This is a genomic window from Nocardia sp. Root136, assembly GCF_001427185.1.
GTDB classification, from domain to species: Bacteria; Actinomycetota; Actinomycetes; order Mycobacteriales; family Mycobacteriaceae; genus Nocardia; species Nocardia salmonicida.
This window is the reverse complement of sequence record NZ_LMFE01000001.1, coordinates 1,944,239-1,964,499: the sequence shown is the minus strand read 5'-3', so window position 1 is coordinate 1,964,499 and position 20,261 is coordinate 1,944,239. Positions and strand designations below refer to the sequence as shown.

21 protein-coding genes are annotated in these 20,261 nt (G+C 67.8%); 5 read left to right on the top strand and 16 right to left on the bottom strand.

Features of this window, described 5'->3' with window-relative positions; all coding sequences use genetic code 11:
* Nucleotides 1-5 precede the first annotated feature (5 nt).
* Both ASD42_RS09175 and ASD42_RS09170 read right to left on the bottom strand, forming a co-directional pair.
* Nucleotides 6-977 (bottom strand): 1-phosphofructokinase family hexose kinase, encoded by a 972-nt coding sequence (locus tag ASD42_RS09175; RefSeq protein ID WP_056812717.1) that lies wholly within the window; start codon nt 975-977, stop codon nt 6-8.
* Nucleotides 974-1,741, bottom strand: coding sequence for a DeoR/GlpR family DNA-binding transcription regulator (locus ASD42_RS09170; RefSeq protein ID WP_056812714.1), 768 nt, complete (start codon nt 1,739-1,741; stop codon nt 974-976). Before ASD42_RS09170 ends, ASD42_RS09175 begins: the two co-directional genes overlap by 4 nt.
* Before the next feature lie 261 nt (nt 1,742-2,002).
* Between ASD42_RS09170 and ASD42_RS09165 the strand changes: the two genes are divergently transcribed.
* Nucleotides 2,003-2,821: an amino acid-binding protein gene (locus ASD42_RS09165; RefSeq protein WP_056815855.1), complete on the top strand. Its 819-nt coding sequence runs from the start codon at nt 2,003-2,005 to the stop codon at nt 2,819-2,821.
* Nucleotides 2,822-2,827: 6 nt separating this feature from the next.
* On the opposite strand, the gene ASD42_RS09160 is transcribed toward ASD42_RS09165, so the two are convergent.
* Nucleotides 2,828-3,052 (bottom strand): hypothetical protein, encoded by a 225-nt coding sequence (locus ASD42_RS09160; RefSeq protein WP_131816792.1) that lies wholly within the window; start codon nt 3,050-3,052, stop codon nt 2,828-2,830.
* A gap of 79 nt (nt 3,053-3,131) precedes the next feature.
* On the opposite strand from ASD42_RS09160, the gene ASD42_RS09155 reads away from it, so the two are divergent.
* The gene (locus ASD42_RS09155) at nt 3,132-4,307 is read left to right on the top strand and encodes an alpha-hydroxy-acid oxidizing protein (RefSeq protein ID WP_056812708.1); all 1,176 of its coding nucleotides are present in this window, start codon (nt 3,132-3,134) and stop codon (nt 4,305-4,307) included.
* A 135-nt stretch (nt 4,308-4,442) separates the two neighbouring features.
* Nucleotides 4,443-5,198: a DUF6319 family protein gene (locus tag ASD42_RS09150; protein WP_056812705.1), complete on the top strand. Its 756-nt coding sequence runs from the start codon at nt 4,443-4,445 to the stop codon at nt 5,196-5,198.
* 13 nt (nt 5,199-5,211) lie between these two features.
* Here ASD42_RS09150 and ASD42_RS09145 read toward each other — a convergent pair whose 3' ends face one another.
* The gene (locus ASD42_RS09145) at nt 5,212-6,717 is read right to left on the bottom strand and encodes a GGDEF domain-containing protein (protein WP_056812702.1); all 1,506 of its coding nucleotides are present in this window, start codon (nt 6,715-6,717) and stop codon (nt 5,212-5,214) included.
* Complete coding sequence (locus tag ASD42_RS34315) at nt 6,717-6,878, bottom strand: hypothetical protein (RefSeq protein ID WP_156677408.1); 162 nt, start codon at nt 6,876-6,878, stop codon at nt 6,717-6,719. The genes ASD42_RS09145 and ASD42_RS34315 overlap by 1 nt, the downstream gene beginning before the upstream one ends.
* Before the next feature lie 131 nt (nt 6,879-7,009).
* On the opposite strand from ASD42_RS34315, the gene galK reads away from it, so the two are divergent.
* Entirely contained in the window at nt 7,010-8,116 is a 1,107-nt protein-coding gene (gene galK, locus ASD42_RS09140; RefSeq protein WP_084787123.1) for a galactokinase, read from the top strand.
* Nucleotides 8,117-8,118: 2 nt separating this feature from the next.
* Here the strand turns inward: galK and ASD42_RS09135 are convergent, their stop codons facing one another.
* The 11 genes from ASD42_RS09135 to ASD42_RS09085 form a co-directional block, all read right to left on the bottom strand.
* The gene (locus ASD42_RS09135) at nt 8,119-9,699 is read right to left on the bottom strand and encodes an alkaline phosphatase D family protein (RefSeq protein WP_056812699.1); all 1,581 of its coding nucleotides are present in this window, start codon (nt 9,697-9,699) and stop codon (nt 8,119-8,121) included.
* A gap of 37 nt (nt 9,700-9,736) precedes the next feature.
* Nucleotides 9,737-10,069 (bottom strand): hypothetical protein, encoded by a 333-nt coding sequence (locus ASD42_RS09130; RefSeq protein WP_131816791.1) that lies wholly within the window; start codon nt 10,067-10,069, stop codon nt 9,737-9,739.
* 65 nt (nt 10,070-10,134) lie between these two features.
* Nucleotides 10,135-11,595 carry a PepSY-associated TM helix domain-containing protein gene (locus ASD42_RS09125; RefSeq protein ID WP_056812693.1) on the bottom strand — a complete coding sequence of 487 codons (1,461 nt, stop codon included), beginning with the start codon at nt 11,593-11,595 and terminating at the stop codon, nt 10,135-10,137.
* Nucleotides 11,596-11,795: 200 nt separating this feature from the next.
* Nucleotides 11,796-12,356, bottom strand: a complete 561-nt coding sequence (locus ASD42_RS09120; protein WP_056812690.1) for a hypothetical protein — start codon at nt 12,354-12,356, stop codon at nt 11,796-11,798.
* 55 nt (nt 12,357-12,411) lie between these two features.
* Nucleotides 12,412-14,070: an acyl-CoA synthetase gene (locus ASD42_RS09115; RefSeq protein ID WP_056812687.1), complete on the bottom strand. Its 1,659-nt coding sequence runs from the start codon at nt 14,068-14,070 to the stop codon at nt 12,412-12,414.
* Between the two features lie 126 nt (nt 14,071-14,196).
* On the bottom strand, nt 14,197-15,825 hold the full coding sequence (locus tag ASD42_RS09110) for an acyl-CoA synthetase (RefSeq protein WP_082843897.1): 1,629 nt from the start codon (nt 15,823-15,825) through the stop codon (nt 14,197-14,199).
* A gap of 101 nt (nt 15,826-15,926) precedes the next feature.
* Entirely contained in the window at nt 15,927-16,421 is a 495-nt protein-coding gene (locus ASD42_RS09105) for an ArsR/SmtB family transcription factor (RefSeq protein ID WP_056815846.1), read from the bottom strand.
* Nucleotides 16,422-16,520: 99 nt separating this feature from the next.
* The gene (locus ASD42_RS09100) at nt 16,521-17,153 is read right to left on the bottom strand and encodes a hypothetical protein (RefSeq protein ID WP_056812682.1); all 633 of its coding nucleotides are present in this window, start codon (nt 17,151-17,153) and stop codon (nt 16,521-16,523) included.
* A 128-nt stretch (nt 17,154-17,281) separates the two neighbouring features.
* The gene (locus tag ASD42_RS09095) at nt 17,282-17,659 is read right to left on the bottom strand and encodes a hypothetical protein (RefSeq protein ID WP_056812679.1); all 378 of its coding nucleotides are present in this window, start codon (nt 17,657-17,659) and stop codon (nt 17,282-17,284) included.
* A complete protein-coding gene (locus tag ASD42_RS09090) occupies nt 17,656-17,958 on the bottom strand; it encodes a type II toxin-antitoxin system Phd/YefM family antitoxin (protein ID WP_056812676.1) in 303 nt (100 codons plus the stop codon). Before ASD42_RS09090 ends, ASD42_RS09095 begins: the two co-directional genes overlap by 4 nt.
* A 123-nt stretch (nt 17,959-18,081) precedes the next feature.
* Nucleotides 18,082-19,065: an AurF N-oxygenase family protein gene (locus ASD42_RS09085; RefSeq protein ID WP_082843896.1), complete on the bottom strand. Its 984-nt coding sequence runs from the start codon at nt 19,063-19,065 to the stop codon at nt 18,082-18,084.
* A gap of 216 nt (nt 19,066-19,281) precedes the next feature.
* Here ASD42_RS09085 and ASD42_RS09080 point away from each other — a divergent pair, with 216 nt between their 5' ends.
* Nucleotides 19,282-20,244 (top strand): DUF5996 family protein, encoded by a 963-nt coding sequence (locus ASD42_RS09080; protein ID WP_056812670.1) that lies wholly within the window; start codon nt 19,282-19,284, stop codon nt 20,242-20,244.
* Nucleotides 20,245-20,261 lie beyond the last annotated feature (17 nt).

The following is a 20,261-nucleotide window of genomic DNA, read 5'->3' as shown; positions in this document are numbered from 1 at the left end:
GGTGTTTATGGCGTGGAGTGTTCGGAGGCGGTGAGTGGGTGGGCCGTCACGGCCTCGAGGACGACGTCGGCGGGGCCTGGCAGTTCGGTGCCGGGCAACGCGGTGGCGGCGCTGCCGTAGGCGACGGCGGTGCGGAGTCGATCCGCGGGGGAGGCGCCCGCGAGATCGGCGAGCAGGTAGCCGGCCAGCGCCGAGTCACCCGCACCGACGGTGCTGCGCGCGACGATCGGCGGGGCCGCGGCGAACCAGGCGCCATCGGCGGTGACCAGCACCGCGCCCGCCGCACCGAGGGTGGCCAGGACCGCGCCGATGCCGCGGTCGATCAGGGTCGAGGCGGCTTCGGCCGCGGCCGTGGGGTTTTCGAGGTCGACCGGGTCCAGGCCGGTGAGCTGGGCCAGTTCCTCGGAATTCGGTTTGATCAGATCCGTTGCGGCACCTACTGATTCGTCGAACAGGGCAAGCAGGGGAGCGTCCGAGGTGTCGACGGCGACGCGGGTACGCCGAGTTCGGCTGGATGACACCGTCGCGACGAGCTCCGCGTACCAGCCGACGGGCACCCCCGGCGGCAGCGACCCGGACAGCACGATCCACTCCGCTTCCGCGGCCGACTCGACGAGCAGCGCCGTGAGCGCGGCCAGATCGCGCGCGGTCAACGGATGGCCGGGCTCGTTGATCTTGGTCGTGGTGCCGTCGGTTTCGGCGATGGTCAGATTCACCCTCGGCCCGCCCGCCACCGGCACCGTGCGGAATGCGATTCCCGCCGTGCGCAATCCGTGTACCACGGGGTCGTCGTCGGACCCTGGTAATACAGCCAGCACCGGCGCCCCGCTGTCGGCCACCACCCGTGCGACGTTGACCCCTTTACCGCCGGGATGCGATGTGACGCTCGCCGCGCGATGCACCTGCCCGCGCCGCAACGGCTCGGTGAGGGTGACCGTGCGGTCGACACTCGGATTCGCGGTCAGTGTGACGATCATGCGAGCACCACCTCGATTCCCGCGGCGACCAGTTCCGCGTGCGCGGTGGCCGGGATGTCGGCATCGGTGACCAGGACGTCGATATCGGCGGCATCGCCGAAGCGCACGAAGTCCTCGCGTCCGATCTTGCTCGCGTCGGCGACCACGACCACCCGATCGGCGGCGGCGATCATCGCGCGTTTCACGGCCGCCTCATCGGGATCGGGAGTGGACAGCCCATGCCGCACCGTCAGCGCGTTGGTACCGAGAAACGCGACGTCGACCCGCAATTCGCCGAGCAGCCGCAGGGTCTCGGCGCCGACGGCGGCCTGGGTGATTCCGCGCACCCGTCCGCCGAGCAGATGCAACCGCACACCGGCGAACCCGGTGAGCCGCGCGGCGACCGGCAGCGAGTTGGTGACGGTGACCAGATCGATGTCGATCGCCATGGCCGCGGCCACCCGCACGGTGGTCGTGCCCGCGTCGAACAGCACGCTGCCGCCGGAGCCCGGCAGGTACCGCTGCGCGAGTTCGGCGATGCGGTCCTTCTCCGCGGCGCGGGTGCTGTCGCGCTCGGCGGTGCCCGGTTCGAACGTGGTGAGCGCGCCGGAACCCACCGCGCCGCCGTGTACCCGCCGGATCACCCCGAGCCGGTCCAGCACCGCGAGATCGCGGCGCACGGTTTCGGTGGTGACTCCGTACTGGTCGGCGAGTTCGGCGACGGAGACGCGCCCGCGATGCCCGATGAGGGTCGCGATCGCCTGCTGCCGTTCCTCGGCGTACATGGTTTCCTCCGGTCTCAGCGAATCTGTACTTATGTTGTTTTATGCCCGTTTGTGTTGGTTTGTCAATGATTTTTGGTGATGCGAGTCACAATCGTTGCTGCGGACTATCGAGTAAAGGGTGCTGACGGTCACAGTCGAGACTCGCGGGTGTTCGGTATCACCGGGGAAGTCTTTGCAGGTCAACAGTTTTCGCGTCGGCTTTCACATCGCCGTTACGCACGTCGTCCAAGATCGACACGAATGCCGGAGACGCTGACCCGCATGAGGCGATTCGCAGTGCGTCCCCGTGTCACGGTCCTGGCCTGCGAGGTCTGCGGCAGACTGCCGCATCCGGGGCGAACCAGGCTCACCCTCGCCAAACTCGCCGCGGTGTTCCCGGTGGAACTGGCGCTGCACGCGCTGGTGGTCCACCTGCACCCGCCGTACCTGCTCACTGTCGCGCTGCTGACGATCACCACCACGATCCTGGTGATCTGGGTGGTGGAACCGTCGGCGATGCGGATGCTCGGCGGCTGGCTGCACAGCCCGGAGCTCCGCACGCGCGACCGCATCGACGCCGCGCCCGCGCTCTGGCGGATCCGTGTGCGCCTGGCCGACCGCCCCGGCGCGCTCGAGACGCTGGCCAAGCATCTCGCCCACCGCGACGCCAACATTCTCACCGTGCACGTGCACCAACTCGAGGACGCGGTACTCGACGAACTCGTCGTCGCCGCGCCCGCCGAGATCACCGCGCAGGTGATCACCATCGCCGTGGAGCACGCGGGAGGTTCGGGGGTGCGGGTGTGGCCTGCGACGGTGCTGTCGCTGATCGACGGGCAGACCAAAGCGCTCGCGATCGCCGCCCGCATCGTCGGCGATCCGGACGAACTGCCCCTGGCCGTCGCCGAACTACTCGGCGCGCGCTACCTCGCGCCGGGCACGGCGGAGGTGGCCGAACCGGGCGAGGGCACCCTGCTGGAATTGGACCGCGACGACCGTCGCTGGGGTTTCGTGCGCCCGGACGAACCGTTCACCCCCGCGGAGATCGCCCGCGCGCATCGGCTCGCCGATCTGGCGGCGCTCACCGCGCGGCGGCGGTGACGAGCTTCAGTCGTAGCCGAGGTCGCTGGTGAGTGGATCGCGCAGGGCGCCCTCGGCGGCCCGCAGTCGATCGGTGACCGAGGTCAGCAGATCCATCGAATCCTGGGAGAGCCCGAGCGCGAGGCGGGTCAAGTGACGGATGGCATCGCAATGGACGCGGTCGGCGAGTAGGGCGTCCGGATCGGCGGACGCAGCCGAGTGTTCGACGACGGTCACGACAGGGGCACTCACAATCTCGTATTTTCGAGTATGACGCACCTTACATCCCCCTGCGGTCGGTGAACGCCGGTCGGCGTGCGAAAGTGCAGCAATGAGTCAGTTCGCCGACTATCAGAACGAGATCTACCTGGCCGCGCTCGGTGGGATCCAGCCCGAATTTCCCATGGATTACGCGACCCTCGAGCGCAAAGCCACTGCGGCACTGCCGGATTCGTTGCTGAACTATATAGCAGGCGGGGCGGGCGACGAGCTCACACAGCGGCGCAACGCCGAAGCCTTCGCCGACTGGGGTCTGGTGCCGCGGATGCTGGTCGGCGCTACCGAGCGCGACCTCACCGTCACCGCGTTCGGCCACACCTTCGCCAGCCCGCTGTTCCTCGCGCCGGTGGGCGTGATCGGTCTGGTCGGCGAGAAGGGCCACGGTGACATCGCGGTGGCCGAGGCGTCGGCGCAGACCGGTGTGCCCGCGATGTACTCCACGCTGATGGAGGATCCGCTCGAAGACGTGCGTCCGCACGCGGGCGATACGCCCGCCTTCTTCCAGCTCTACACGCCGAAGAACCGGGAACTCGCCGAGAGCCTGGTGCACCGCGCCGAGGCCGCGGGCTACGCGGGCATCACCGTCACCCTCGACACCTGGGTGCCCGGTTGGCGGCCGCGCGACCTGGCCAGTGGCAACTTCCCACAGTTGCGTGGGCACGTGCTGAAGAACTACACCAGCGACCCGGTCTTCCAGAAGATGGTGGGCTCCGACGACCCCAAAATGATTGTCCTGCACTGGATCGCGACCTTCGGAAATTCGTTGACCTGGGACGACCTCGGCTGGTTGCGCTCGATCACCGACCTGCCGCTCATCCTCAAGGGCATCTCCCACCCCGACGACGCGCGCAAGGCGATCGACCTCGGCGCCGACGGCATCTACTGCTCCAATCACGGTGGGCGCCAGGCCAACGGTGGTCTGAGCGCGCTGGAGACCTTGCCCGCGGTCGTGGCCGCCTGCGATGATCGGGTGCCGGTGCTGTTCGACTCCGGAGTGCGCTCGGGTGCCGATGTGGTGAAGGCGCTCGGACTCGGGGCGACGATGGTCGGGCTCGGTAGGCCCTATGTGTACGCGCTCGCACTGGGCGGTGTGCGCGGTCTGGTGCATCTGCTGCGCAGCTACGCCGCCGAAGCGGACCTGTTGATGGCGGTCAACGGCTATCGGGATGTGGCCGCGGTGCGCGAGAACATTCGGCCCACGACGCGCGGCAACGCCACTCGCGGCTGATCGTATCGCGGTCCGGAATACCCGTGCGGGAGGGGTTTTCGGGCCGTGTGGGCGGCTCGGGGGAGAACTTGTCGGTGCTGTGGGGCATCATCGGTGCCACAGACCACGCTGTAGCACCAACCCCCGGAGTCCACGATGTCCTCGCCGAGCACCAAGTCCGCATCCCGCCGATCAGCACCGCCGGTACTGTCCGACGCCGAGCTCGCGCGAATCGCAGGCGAGCTCGCCGAGGGCAAACCGCCGATGGTGTGGTTCACCGCCGCCGCTGTCGGCGTCGCCGAGGGGAAGTCGGGCAAGGTAGTCGCGCTCGACGATCCGTCCGCCGGCGACTTCTTGCAGGTGCGGCCGACCGGTTCCAAAGATGTGCTCTCGTTCGGCCCGAGCGAGGTGACGCTCACCAAGCCGGCCCGCGGGACTACCGTAACGCCGGGTGGTTCCGCGAAGACCCGCCCGGAAAGTACCCCCGCCCCGAGCAACCGAAAGGACAACACTGTGACCCAGCCGTCGACCCTGCCGAGCGCTGCTACGCCCGCGCCGAGGTCGCTCGCCCCGGTATCCGATGACGCCGCCAAGACCGCTCCGGCCGCACCGCGGCCCGCGAAAACCGCTGCGGCGCGCAAGGCGAAGGCCCCCGAGGTAACTGTCACGCTCACCGGTACCGCCGACGGGGAGTGGACCGTCGATGTGGTCAACGGCAAGAAGCGCAGTGTGAAGGGGATGGCCGTCAGTAGCGCGGCTGTTGCCCAGGCGGCGAAGATCCTGCATCCCGAGGTGGAGGAAGTGGTGGCCGGGATTCTGGAGGCTGCTCGGGGCGTTCAGCAGGCGAAGGTCGCGCAGTTGCAGGCCGAGCTGGAGGCCGCTCGAAAGCTGTTGGAGGAGTTGGGGGATTGAGCGAACCGTCGAGCTACCGCGCGACTCGCTGAATTCGCGGGGCGGCGGAACTCAGGCGACGGATCGAGGGCTTACTCAATTCATCGTGAAAGGTGAGGCCGAGGCGGTATTCCTTGGCGTGATACATCGCGGCGTCGGCGGTGCGGATGAGGTCGTAGATCGTCTTCTCCGTGGGGCAGGTGGTCAGGCAGGCGACGCCGATGCTGGCGGTGATCGGGATTTCGCCACAGCTCAGTGCGAAGGGGCGGATGAACGCGCCGAGGATGTGTTCGGCCAGGACCGCGGCTTCGGTGCGGGTGCGGGGCGCCAGCACCACGAATTCGTCGCCTCCGTAGCGGGCGGTGAGGTCGGCGCTGGTGGTGGTGCGGCGGATGCGGGAGGCGGCGTTGGCGATGAGTTCGTCGCCGACGGCGTGTCCGTAGCTGTCGTTGACCATCTTGAAGCCGTCGAGGTCGATGAACAGCAGACACATCGGGTTTCCGGCCCACTGCTCGCGGTAGCGGTGCGGCGCGCGCAGCAGGGCGGCGCGGTTGACCAGGCCGGTGAGCAGGTCGTGGTCGGCCTGGTATTGCGCTCGGCGTTCGCTGCGCATGCTGCGGGTGATGGCGCGTTCGCTGCGCACCAGCACGCCGACCAGCAGCAGCGTGAGCAGCGAACAGATCACCACCCGGTCGACGACCGCGAGATCGGCACCCACCACGCTGACCAGCGAGGCTGCCACCAGTGCCACCGCGATCATTCCGGCCCGCTGCCGCGAACGATGCGGTCCCACATCCTCGGCGTCACGCAGCGCACCCATCGTCGGCTGTACCGCGGCCAGCCCGGCCAGCAGATACGCCCACTGCTGCGGCACCAACGCGAACTCGGGATCTATCGTGAACGTGCCTGCGGCAGTGAGGCTTTCGATCAATCCGCCGAAGAGCACAGTGATCAGCGCCGCTTGCAGCAACCGCAGTGAGGTCTCCGAGCGAACCACCGTCGCCAGCGAATGCGCGAGCACGGTCGCCAGCAAGGCGTGGATCACCGGATAGCTCGCGGCCAACGCGGTATCGACGAACCCGGTGCAGTGGCGCAGAATCGGCGAGATCAGGAAGGTCCACGAGGCCAGCAGCGCGCTGAGTCCGATGAGCGTCGAGTCCAGCCACAGGTCACGGGCGTGGCGGAGTCTGCGCGGCTGTAGCCAGCCGACGGCGGCGAGGCCGAGACACAGGTACGCCGCCAAGGTGCACAGATCGTCGACCGGGTGCCAGCTCGGGTGCACTCCGAGTGCGCGTATCGCGGTGCCCGCGGCGAACAGCGGAACCGAGGCTGCCAGCAGGTACCACGGCAGCCGGTGCGCGGGTCGGTGGCTGTACATGCCGTACCCGATCATCGCCAGCGAGCCGGCGACGATCACGATGAGCAGCAGAAACGGCAGCGCCCGGCCACCCGCCAACGGCGCGATCAGCACGGCCCCCGCCGCCCCGATCAGCACCACGCATCGTCGCAGGCTCCCGTAGCGTATCTCGCTGATGGTCATCAGCCCCCCTCGATCTTGCTGCGCACGCGACGAGCGTCGATCGAATGGGAGGCCGGTGAATCACTCGAAGTATCGGCCGAGAGCACCGAGTGTTGTTGTTCGAGCACTGTCCCCGGCCGGCCGGCGCCGACGCTCAAAACCTTTACAACCCAGTCGATCATGACACGTCCACGGCCCTGCTGTCGATGCGTTGTGAGCATTGCCGGATACCGATTCGGCACCCGGTGTCGCACGATCGCCCGCCGCGGTGTTCGGTGGTGGCATCGTCGCAGGAAGCGGAAGGGAAGAACGGGTGGACAAGTGGATCGCGCCGGGCCGGGTCAACATCATCGGCGAGCACACCGACTACAACAACGGGTTCGTGCTCCCGATCGCGCTGTCGCTCGGTGTGGTCTGCGGGGCCGCGCCCCGCGGCGACGGGCTGGTGCGGCTCACCTCGGCGCAGCGGCCGGGCGAGGTCGTCGAGGTGCGGATCGATGAGCTTGTGGCGCAACGGGATCGGTTGCCGGGCTGGGCGCGCTATCCGCTCGGCGTCGTCGACGAGTTCGTCCGCGGGGGTCATGGAGTCGACGGCGTGACCCTCGAACTCGACGGTGCGGTGCCGATCGGGGCCGGGCTGTCCTCGTCGGCGGCCCTGTGCTGCGCGGTGACGATCGCGCTGCGCGATCTGTTCGCGCCCGAACTCACCGATCGGAACATGGTCGAGATCGCCAGGGCGGCGGAGAACGGTTTCGCCGGAGTGCCGACCGGCCTGCTCGATCAGTCGGCCTCGATCCTGTGCACCGAAGGCCATGCCCTGTTCCTCGACATCCGCGCCTTCACCGGCGCGGAACCCGCTGCCGCCGCACAGATTCCGTTCGATCTCGATGCCGCCGGACTGGCCCTGCTCGTCGCCGACACCGGTAGCCCGCACGACCTGGCCGACGGCGGATACGCCGAGCGCAGAGCGCAATGCGAAGCCGCCGCCGATGCGCTGAACCTGCCTGCACTACGCGACGCCACCTCCGAAGACCTTCTACGCCTGAAGGATCCGCTGCTTCGCCGCCGCGCGACCCACGTGGTCACCGAGAACGCGCGAGTACTCGCTGTCGTACACCGGCTACGCGCCGGTGCGGACCCGCGGACGATCGGTGAGCTGCTCACCGCCTCACATCGTTCGCTCCGACAAGACTTCGAAGTATCAGCGCCCACACTGGATCTCGCGGTCGAAGCGGCCCTCGACGCGGGCGCGCACGGTGCGCGAATGGTCGGCGGCGGCTTCGGCGGCAGCGTTATCGCCTTGGTTGACCAGAACGCGGAGGTCGCCGAGGCCATCACGGACCGTTTCGCCGCATCAGGTTTCGCCCCGCCCCGCGTCTTCGCCGTCGAGCCCGCCGCGGGTGCGCACAAACTGGAGTGACCTCACGCTGGGGTCGCGCCGGGGACTGCGTTCTCGACGACGAAACTCGCGCGCGTGCTGATCGGCGCGCCTGGTCGGCTGACATACGGGACCACGCGGAAGTCGTTGCGCCACTGTCGATGATCGAGGTCCACGCGGACATAGCCGCGCTGGCGGTTGTAGAACTTCAGGTCCGGATTGCCGGCGAGCAGGGCGCGCCCCGCGTCGGTGAGGTCGGCGCCGTCGCTGCCGGTGCTGATCGAGGTTCCGGTGAACTCGGTTGCTACGACCGGTGATTCGGGATCGGCGTAGTCACGGCGTAGGTCGGCGACGTAGTTCTCGTGGCGGTCGCCGGTGATCACGACCAGATTGTCGACCGCGTGGTCGGCCGCCGCGGCCAGGACTGTATTGCGGTCGGCGACATAACCGTCCCACGCATCCGTGCCGAGGAGCAGGTCGGGGCCGGGGTCGTAGTCGGACTGGGCCATGGCGACCTGGTTGCCGAGTACCTGCCAGCGCGCGGTCGAGGTGGCGAAGCCGTCGACGAGCCAATCACGTTGGGCCGCACCGAGAAGGGTGCGGTCGGTGTCGAACCGCTCGGCGCAGCCGAGCACCGCGGAGCCGTCGCCGCAGGCCTGGGGGGTTCGGTACTGCCGGGTGTCGATCATGGTGAACTCGGCCAGATCGCCGAACCGGTAGCGGCGGTGCAGGTGCATCGACGGGCCGGAGGGGAGCTGGGCCAGACGCATCGGCTGGTGCTCGTACATGGCTTGGAAGGCGGCGGCTTTGCGGCGTCGGAACAGCGGCGGGATGCGGTACACGTCGAGTCCGAGGCCGGGACTGTCACCGGCCCAGTTGTTGTCGAGTTCGTGGTCGTCGAGGGTGACCAGCCAGGGGAACGCCGCGTGCGCGGCCTGCAGCGGCGCTTCGCCTTTGGCTTGGGCGTAGCGCAATCGGTAGCCGGCCAGATCCACTGCCTCGCCGGCGAGTTGCGGCGGCATGTGCGCACCGCGCCGGGCCAGCACCCAGGAGGATTCGTAGATGTAGTCGCCGAGATGGACGACGAGGTCGAGATCTTCGGCGCTGAGGTGTTCATAGGCGGTGTAGTAGCCCGAACTCCACGACTGGCACGACGCGAAGGCGAACCGGAGCCGCTCGGTCGGGCTGTTCGGTGGCGGGGAGGTGCGGGTGCGGCCGATCGGGGAGATCGCCGAGCCGGCCCGGAATCGGTAGTAGTACCAGCGATCCGGCGCCAGCCCGGCAACCTCGGGATGCACGCTGTGGCCCAATGCGCGGGTGGCCACCGCCGAACCCCGGACCACGATGTCGGTGAATTGTTCGTCCTCGGCGACCTCGTAGTCGACGGTCACCGGGTCGACCGTCATCCCGCCGTACCCGTCGGGTGCGAGCGGATCGGGGGCCAGGCGGGTCCACAACACCACCCCGTCCGGAGTCGGTTCGCCGGAAGCTACCCCGAGGGAGAACGGTTCGCCGAGCCACCGTGGCGCGGCGAACCTCGCGCTGCTCACCGCCGACACCCCCACCAGCGCCGCGACCGATCCGGCCACGCCGGTGCGCAGGAGTTGTCGACGGGACAGCGGCATCATCGGATCCTAGGTGCCTCGTCCGTGCGGCGCGGCGTCAGAGCCGGAAGATCCGCGAACCCACCGCCCAGCCCGCGCTGGACCAGTTCGGTCCGAAGCACGCCACCGTGCCTGCCTGGCCGACGGGCAGGTCCTGGCGGATCGTGTACGGCCCGACGGCGAAGGGCGCGATGTTGTATCCGATGCAATCGACCTCGAGCCGGTAGGTGCCCTCGCCGCCGTAACACCCACCGTTGAACGCCCACGGGCCGTTCATCGACCCCTGGCAGCCGGAATCAGCGGCGGCTGTACCCGCGGTGACGCCGGACAAGGCGATCGCGACGGCCGGAGCGGCCAGGCACATCGCCACTGCGCGAGCTGAGGTTCTCATAGACGAGCTCCGATCATCGAGTGTCATGGGTTACATGGGATGTTTCCTCGATAGTTAGCCATGCGTTACACCTTGTCCGCGCGAGCGGCGAGCCCCAAGGCGATATCGATGAGCCCGAAGACGAGCAGACTCACCCCGATGAGCGGGATGAACCACGCGACGGCGACCGCGACGCCGGCCAGCGGAACGGTGATCCACAGCGACGTGCGGCGAAGCACACCACGTCGTGGCGGGACGGGCAGGGCGGCCCTTCGGGTGGGTCGGCGCTGCCACCACATGCGGTAGCCGAGCACGATCACGGTGACGAGGCCACCCATGATCGCGAGCAGCAGCAGCTGGTTGGCCAGGCCGAACAGCAGACCCATGTGGAAGGCGATGCCCCAGTTGGTGAGCTTGGCCATCAGCGGCCAGTCGGCGAACGCCAGTCGATCGGTGACTGTGCCGGTCGACCCGTCGACGGCGAGCGAATCGACCGTATAGGTGCCGGGCAGGCGCAGTTCCTTGACGCCGAACGCCTTCGCGGGCGTCGCCGGAACGGCGATTTCGGCGCCCTGGGTGATGCCGTTGGCGCGTGCCGCCTCGTAGACGCGGTCGAGTTGTGCGATCTGAGTCGCGGGGTCGACCGGTGCGGGTGCGGTGTGGCCCGCGCTGTGATGTTCGCTCGGCGCGGGCACGGCACCGGACTCGGCGCCCGGCAGGGCGACGCTCACCGCGGGCGTGGTCCAGCTGAGTTCTTCGCGCAGCTTCGTGACGTTCTCGCCCGCATAGGTCGACCAGGTCATGCCGGTGGCGGAGAGCAGCAGTACTACGGGCAGGATCCAGACCCCGATCGCGCCGTGCCAGTTCATCTTTCGACGCTTCGGCTGGGAAAGGTCCGGCTTGAGCAACCACTGCGCGGATCTGCGCTCGCGCCGCTTACGGACCCGATGCACCCACAGCACCAGCCCGAACAGCGCGATCACCCACAGCCACGACGCGGCCAGTTCGCTGTAGAGCCTGCCGGTTTCGCCCAGGTGCAGGCTGCGATGGAACTCGCTGAGCCAGGTGCGCAGCGGCAGCGCGCCGCCGCTTCCGTAGACCACGGACTCGCCGACCGGCTGGGCGGTGTGCGGGTCGACGAACACCGACAGCCGCTCGGAATCGCCGAGCGTCGGATCGTTGAACAGGACGCGAGTGGTCTCGCCCGCGTTCGGGGCGGGAGCGACGGCGACCAGCGTGAGGTCAGGGCGGGCCGCGACAGCCGCGCCGACCTGGGCGGACAGCGCCTGATCGGGACCAGTCGTCTCGACCGTCAACAGGTCACGCGAGACGAACCCTTCGATCGTCGGCGCGATCGCGTACAGCGCGCCGGTGAGCGCGGCGATCAGGATGAACGGGGCGACGAAGATACCCGCGTAGAAGTGCAGGCGCATGGCCAGCGGATAGAGGTGGCGGCCCCGGCGTGCGCCGGAGCGCGGACTGTCACCGGAGATCGGTGGTGCCGAGGGGGAGTTCTCCTCGACCGGACGAGTGTCCGTGATGCTCATGCTGATTCATTTCTGGAGTACTGGAATCCGGTGCGCGCGGATCGGGGCGAACGCGGCCGACCGACGCCGCACGTCGACCGCTTCGCTCATCTCGAGAGATCTGGCTCAGCGGGTGACGTCGGCACATCGGGTCGACAAGGAGGCGCGTGTTCGATACGCGGATAGCGCACGACGAGTGCGTGCACCGGGTGAGGGAAAGGTCAGAAAGGAATCGCGAGCGGGGGAGCGCGGGTGCGCAGCGATGTCGTGGCGAAGATTCGCAGGACGACGCGATCGCGGTGGGCCAGGCGCAACGGCGCCGGGTCGGGGATGCGGGGAGTGCGGTAGCGCAGCGGCAGAATGCGCGCGAGGGCGGCACTGCCGATCCGGTACGCGGCCTCGGCGCCGACGATGACGACGGCGGCGAGCAGCGCCGCGACGGTGTGGGCGGTGAGCATGCCGAGGCCGAGGGAATCGTCGGCCGAGTGCGAGTGACCGGACCAGCTCATCGTGGTGTGGCCGATCAGCTGACCGCCCAACAACACCGCCGCCAGACCGAGCGCACCGTCGCGCAACGGCCCGACCCCGGCGACGAGCGCGCCGACCACCGCCGAGGCCGCCGCCAGCAACACGATCGCCGTGCTGCCCGGCAGCGCCCCACCGGCGGCCACCCCGTGCGCCGCCAGCGACAGCGCACCCGACATCGAGCCCGCGCAGGCACCACGCAGCCGCGCGCCGAAAGCACGCGACGGCGCGGACGCCTGCTCGAACCCGATGATCACGCGCTGATAGTAGTCGACCGGGATACCCGGCCCAGGTCAGACGGTCGAAACGAGCTCAGTCCGCGTCGACTGCCATTTCGGTGAGCGGCTTGCGCAGCAGCTTGCCGGTCGCGTTGCGGGGCAGTTCGTCGACGAAGATCACCTCGCGCGGCACCTTGTATCGGGCCAGGTTCTCGCGGACGTAGTCCTTGATCTCCTTGGCGTCACGCTTGGAATCCGGGCCGGGCACCACGATCGCGCGCAGGCGTTTGCCGTAGTCGTGGTCGTCGACGCCGACCACCGCCGCTTCGAAGACGTCGGCGCGACCCGCGATGAGGTTCTCCACCTCGAGGGGGAAGACGTTCTCGCCGCCGGAAACGATCATGTCGTCGTCGCGGCCGTCGATGTAGAGCAGGCCGTCGGCGTCGAAATGACCCACGTCGCCGCTGGACATCATCCCGCCGACCATCTCCTTGGTGCGACCGTCGGTGTAGCCGGTGAAGGCGAAACCGTTGTCGACGAAGATCGTGCCGGTGACATTCGGCGCGGTGATCGGCTTGCGGTTCTCGTCGAGCAACACGATCCGGATGCCGACCGGCGCCTTGCCCGCGGTGGTCGGCGCCTTGCGCAGATCCTCCGGAGTGGCCACGGTCATCACGGCGCATTCGGTGGAGCCGTAGAGGTTGTAGAGCGAATCACCGAAGTAGTCGAGGGTGCGGGTCACCACGTCGGGCGCGATCGCCGAGCCCGCGGCGAAGATGACCTTCATCGTCGACGGGTCGTACTTCGCCAGGACCTGCTCGTCCAGGTCGAGGATGCGCTGCAGCATCGTGGGCACCACGACCAGCGAATCCGCCTTGTACTTCACCACATTGGCCAGGGTCTGCTCCGGATCGAACCGGCGCTGCTGGAAGATGACCCGGTTACCCAGGGCGAGCCCGAGGGTGAACTGCGACAGGCCGGTGCCGTGGAAGATCGGCGCCGCCATGATCATGGTGCCGTTGTTGGGCAGCGGCACCCGATCCACGAACTGCGCCGAGGCGAACGGGCTCACCTTGTCGCGCGGTGCGCCCTTGGGGGTGCCGGTGGTGCCGCTGGTCAGGATCACCATGCCGCCGGGCTTGCTCGGCGCGGTGATCGCGGCCGTCGAACGGTCCGCCGACAGCGAGGCCACGGTCGGGATCGACGGGTCGGCGCCGTGCGCTTCGTCGACCCAGGTGAGTACGCGCGGGATCTCGGTGGGGATGGCGCTCATCAGGTCGAGGAACTCGCTGTCGTGCAGCACCGCCTTGACCTTCTCGCGGGCGGCCACGTCGGCGAACTGCGGCTTGGCGAACCCGGTGTTCATCAGCACCGCGCGCACGCCGAGCTTGCCCGCCGCGAGCAGGCTCAACACCATGCCGCGATGGTCGCGGGCCAGCACGGCGATCACGTCGCCCTCGCTGATCCCGCTCGCGCGCAGGCCGCGGGCGAAGGCGTTGGACTGTGCGTCGAGTTCGCCGAAGGTGATCTCACCCAGTTCGTCGACGATCGCGCCCGCCTGCGGCCTGCTCTGCGCGGCATGCATGACGACGCCGGCGAACGGGCCGAACTTCGAGACATTGCGGAACGAACGGGCGGCGTGGTCGAGGCGCAGCGGGTTGAACAGCTTGCGATCCACCATGACCTTGACGCCGAGCGCGAAGTCACCGGCACGTCGGGCGGAGGAACCTAGCGCGGGCAGAGACAGAGACATCGAACAGCCTTCCGGCAGACCGAGCCCACGCAGAACCGCAGGCCGGACCGCGTCTTCGAGATCCAGTGCTGTTGCTAACACTAGCAAGCGATCCGGCCGCGCTGTCTACTCCGTGTCGGCCAGGGCCTATCCCTGTGAGACCTCATAGTCGATGAGCGTGCGGCGCACGATCTTGCCGGTGGCGTTGCGGGGCAGTTCGTCGAGGAAGACCACCTCGCGCGGCACCTTGAACCTGGCCAGGTTCGCCTTGACGTGTGCCTGGAGTTCGGCTGCCTCGACGGTGTGACCTTCTTCGAGAACGACGAAGGCGCGCAAGCGTTTTCCGAATTCCGGGTCGTCGACGCCGACCACCGCCACGTCGAAGATCTCGGGCCGCTCGACCAGCAGGTTCTCGACTTCCTGTGGGTACACGTTCTCGCCACCGGAGACGATCATGTCGTCGTCGCGGCCGTCGACCATGAGCAGCCCGGAGTCGGTGAAATGGCCCATGTCGCCGCTGGACATGAAGCCGTCGATGATCTGCTTGTGCCTGCCGTCGGTGTAGCCCTCGAACGGCGCGCCACTGCGCACGAAGATCCGGGCGCGGGTCCCGGGTGTGCGGACCGGCTGGTCCTGATCGTCGTAGAGGCGGACCTCGCAGGTGATCGGCGACCGGCCGACCGTGCCCGGCGCTTCCGCCAACTCGGCCGGGTTCGCGATGGTCGCGATGGCCACCTCGGTCGACCCGTAGAGGTTGTAGAGCACCGGTCCGAAGACCTCGGTGGCGCGGATGCACAGCTCGGGGGTGAGCGCGGAACCGGCGAACAGGATCACCTTCAGCGACGACAGATCGTATTTCGCGTGGACCTCCGGCGGCAGCTCGGTCATCCGGTGCAGCATCGTCGGCACGCAGACGAGCATCTCGACCTTGTGCTCGGCGATCGCGGCGAGGGTGGCCTCGGCGTCGAATCGACGGCGCATGACGATCTTGTTCGACAGGATCGTGTTGACCAGCCAGGTGCCGAGGCCCGTGCTGTGGAAAATCGGCGACACGATCATCGCCGTTCCCCGCCGGGGGAACGGTATGCGGTCGACGAACTGGGCGGTGGCCATCGGCGTGACCTTGGTGCGCGGTGCGCCCTTCGGCAGGCCGGTCGTGCCGCTGGTGAGGATGATGAAGCCGCCCGGCTTGCTCGGCGGGGGCAGATCATCGGTGGAATTTCCTGCGATGAGGTCGTCGAATGTCGTCGCACCAGAAGGAAGCTCGGTGCCTTCGTCGACCCAGGTGAGATAGCGCGGTAGGTCGTCGGGTAAGGCGTCGAGCAGGCCGAGGAACTCGCTGTCGTGCAGCACCGCACGCACGTTCTCGCGTTCGCATACCTCGGCGAACTGCGGCTTGGCGAAGCCGGTGTTCATCAGCGCGATCCGCGCACCCAGCTTGCCCGCCGCGATCATCGACATGATCAGGCCGCGGTGGTCGCGGGCCAGCACGGCGATGACCGTGCCCTCGCCGATGCCCTTTTCGCGCAGACCGCGGGCGATGGCGGTGGACTGCTGGTCGAGTTCGCGGTAGGTGAGTTCACCGCGCTCGTCCACGAGGGCCACCTGATCGGGGGCGATCCGGGCCGAATGGCGCACGAGGGTGGCCTGCGGGCCGTAGATCTTGGATTCCTTCATCGTCCGCAGTGTCTCGAGCGGCGTCTTGGGGTCGGAGACCCCGCGTGCGCGCAGCACGCCGAGCGCCTTCACGCTTTCGAGCAGATGTGACACGTTCACTCGACTACCTCCGCTGATGTGATCACTCGACGCTCACCGTAGCAGTCGATGTGCCTTGCGTCACAGTAGTCTATCCGGGCAATTGGGACATCTCCACAAGATCAGCGCTGAGCCGCCGCCAGCACCGCGAGGAGCGGAACGAGCCTGCCCTCCGGCACCTCGAAACGGCCCAAGCCCGCGGTCTGCAACCAGCCGACGGCGGCCAGCTGGCGCAGGTGCTGGTAGATCTCGGGCGAGGTGCCCAATTCCGCGATGGCGGCCAGATCGGCGGCGGTTCTGCGTCCGTAGACGATTTCCTGAAGCAGCCGCAATCGAACCGGATCGGCAAGTGCGGCAAGGCAATTGGCCGCCTCGATGGTCCAGACGTCACCGACGATGGCGTCGGTGGGGTACTGCGCTTGCCAATCGAATCGCTCGCCGGTGGGCAGTTGCAGAGCACCCGCCAGCAGCACACCGCCGGTGCGTTTGCCCGCATCGGCGAATTCCTGCCGCAGGCGTGCCACCGCCCACGGCAGCTGCGCGTCCTCGGGCCGCACGCTCTCCAGCGCGGCAACACGGCGTTCCAGTTCTTCGAGTCGGTCGACCAGATCCTCCACGTCGGTCAACCTACGCCACACCGAAGCTGTTGCGCTGCATCATCGAAACGACAACGCACCCCGGGACCGAGTGGGCCCCGGGGTGCGAGTGGATCAGAGTCAACGCGTGACAGCGCCGAACGAGGGCTGCTGGATCGTGCCGAGCTGGTAGGCGAACCCGTCCGGGTGCGCCTCGTCGACGGGCACCGGCCAGCGGTGCCACAGGTTGCCGTAGACCGCGGCCACGATGAGCCCGCCGCCGGTGTTCAGCGGTGCGGTGCGGATGGTGGTGTCGACCGGCACGTCCTGGTGTTCGGTCAGGACCGCGGTGCCGCTCTGCCCGTTGGACAGATTCAGCCACATGACCTCGAGCTTGGCGGCACCCTGATTGGGCGAGATGGCGCCCGGCCCGCCGAAGAAGCCGAAGCGGAAGCCGTCGATATCGAGGGCGATGCCCGAGCCGTACACCCCGGGTCCGCTGCCGTTCTGGCCGACATCGGAGGTCGCGGGGATCTGGAACGGCTGCGCGGGCAGTGCGACGTCGACCTTGCCCTTTGCGGTGAGCTGGTCGAGGGCGGCGAGTGCGCCCGGATTGTTCGCCACCGAGATGCGCAGCTGCGAGACGGCCGAGGCCACATCGACAGTCTGTGGCTTCGGTTCCGCGACCGCGGGGCCCGCGAAGACGATGGCGACGGCGGCCGACGTGACGGCTACCGCGGTGGTGAAGCGACGCATGAAACTCAGATGATGCATAACCAGCTCTCCTCGAGTGTTCCTGGTGCAGCTTTCCCTGGTAATTCGTCCGCTGTGCACCGTACCGACAGCGGGTGTGGGCTCCGTCACTACCCCGGAAAAGCCGAATTCAGGACCTCTGGAATGGGCTATGGCATGTTCGCGATCTCTACTTTGTAACCGCGATACAGCTCGGGTTTCGCGGTGAGGATCGGCATGTCCAGATTCTGCGCGGTGAACACCACGGGCGCGATCAGCGGCCAATCGAGGTGGTCGTCGACGATGGGCACCGTGGTGCCGATGCGGATGGCGGTGGGCGCGTCGAGTTCGGCCCAGCGCACGGCGACGCGATTGTCGAGCAGGCGGCCGAGTTCGTCGATGTTGTCGACGGCGCGCATCGCGGCCATCAGGCTCACGGTGGGCACCACCAGGATTCGGCGCTGCTGGGTGAACTGGCGCATGATCACCTGCCCGAACAGCGGCGACAAGGCCAGCGAGGTGAGCGCGGTGTGATCGGCGACGCTCACTGGTGACTGTCCAGCGCGCCCATCAGCTTGCTCAGTTTGGCTTGCGCCTCGGCGATGTCTTCCGCGGAATGCTGGGTGATCCTGGCGTCGAGCTTGCCCAGGATCTGTTCGCGGAGATCATCGTTGAAGTACGCGGGGGGCAACGCCCCGTGCCGCAACACCCCAGCAGGTACCACCGCGACCAATTCTTTCCCCTCCCGCGTCACGATCACCGGCCGTCCGCTCGCGGACACCCCGTCGAAAACACTGCCCAGCTGACCACGTAACTCGGTCAGGGGCACACTGTCGTAATCGGCCATAGTCAACTGTACATTGCGGTGTACAGCCGATCGATGATTTCGCTGCAAGGGACCGGAGTCGAAGAGAACGTCGACGGCCCGCCGGAACGGTAGTCCGGCGGGCCGTCGTACTCGCTCGATCACTCAGGCGACTTTGCGAGCCGGTTCGCTGCGGTAGCGGGTCACCGGGCCGTCGATGCCGAGCAGGCGCCAGGTGAGCTTGGCGACCGGGTTCATCAGGCCGCTGTTGGTGGCGAGGGCGCGCACGTCACCGAAGATATTGCGCATCGTGGTCTGCGATTCCTCGCTGCTCCAGTACGCCTCCCGCATGACCTCCGCCGGAATGTCGAACTTCTCGACGAATTCCTTCGGCGGCGTCATGATCATGTCGAGCATCACTCGCATGGCGATCGGGAAAGCCACGGAGAGAACCGATTTAGTGATCGGGTTCATGCCGGGCACGTTCCGGCGCAGGTATTCGTGGGCGAACGAGATATGCCGGGCTTCCTCGGCCACGTGGATCTGCATCACCCGCTGGACCATCGGATGCAGGTCGACGCCCGCGCGCAGCAGCGACTTCTGCAGGTGGTCGATCGGCTCCTCGCCGCCGAGGATCATCGTGAAGAACAGCTCGGGGAAGTACTTCACCGCGGGCCAGATGGCCATCGTCAGCTTGCGATCGATGGTGCCCATGCCGACCACGTCGCGATAGCCGATGCGGTTGATCATTTCCTGGAACATCATCGTGTGGTTGCACTCTTCGGCAGCCTCGTGCGTGATGTACCGGAATTCGGGGTCACCGTTGGGGACCGACACCAGGTACTGCATCAGCCCACGGATCAGCAGCTGCTCGAAATCCAGGCCGACCTTGGCGATACCGGCCTGGCGCCACATGCCGATGGCGATCTGCTTCTCGATCGGCTGGGCCTTGTACCAGGGGTGACGGCCGAGCGGGTCCTCGTCGGGCATGATCCAGCGCGGGTCGTCGCTGTGCACGGCGAACTCGGGCGATTCCCAGTCGATGTCGACGTAGGGGTCGAAGTGCCGGTTGACCGAACCTTCGGACAGGTTGCGCAGGATCTCGTGGTACTCGGGATCGGTAGCGGTGTTCTTGATTGTCGACAGCATCAGCGGTGTCTCCTTCGGTGTGGCGCACCCCTACGTTATATGAGACTCGGAGTCCCACACAACCCCGTCGGGGGTCGGGTTCGTCCTTGCGGCACGATCTACCTGCACCGACGTAGGATGAAACGTCGCAGGACACGGTTGACCGGTCAGCCAGCGCACCTGGCTGTGAACGGGCGCGACCCTTGTCGGTCGCGCACCGAGAGAGCGAGGAATCCGATGGCTCGTTCCACTCCCGCCGAGGCCGTCTGGCCGACTCTGCTCGTCGATTCCTGGTCCGATACCCGCGACACCCTGCACATGTGGTCGCAGATCATCGGCAAGCTGAAAATGGCGGGGACACCGCTGGTCAATCACTGGTGGAATGTCACGTTCGCGGTGAGCGCGCGCGGGCTGGCGACCGGTGCGATTCCCGTCGACGGCCGCCTGCTCGATATCGAATTCGACTTCGTCGACCACGAACTCGTGCTGCGCAGCAGCGACGGCCGCCGCGCCGCGATCGCCCTGCGCCCGCGCACGGTCGCCGACTTCTACGCCGAGCTCGGCCACGTGCTCGGTCGGCTCGACATCGTGGTCGACATCGAGGCGTCGCCGAACGAGGTGGATCCGGCCATTCCGTTCGCCGAGGACACCGAACACCAGTCCTACGACGCGGACGCCGTCCACCTGTTCTGGCAACAGCTCGTCCAGATCGAGCGGGTATTCCAGCTCTGGCGTGCCGGTTTCGCCGGGAAATCCAGTCCGGTGCAATTCTTCTGGGGTTCCTTCGACCTGGCCTGCACCCGCTTCTCCGGCCGTCTGGCGCCCACGCACCCCGGCGGCGCCCCGAACTGCGCCGACTGGGTGATGGAAGAGGCCTACTCCCGCGAATGCGCCAGCGCGGGCTTCTGGCCCGGCGGCACCGAAGGCACCTTCTACGCCTATTCCTACCCCGCTCCCGACGGCTACGCCGCCCGTCCCGCAGGTCCCGACGGCGCCAGCTGGGACACCACCCTCGGCGAATTCGTCCTCCCCTACGAATCGGTCCGAAACTCCGCCGACCCCGACGCCACCCTCTTGAACTTCCTCGACACCACCTACGCCTCCGCCGCCGATCTGGCCGAGTGGGACCGGCCCCACCTGGAAGTCGACCCGCACCGCCTCGACCGCCGACTCCACCTCGCCGACCCGACCGAGCTCTGAGCACAGGGTCGGCGCGA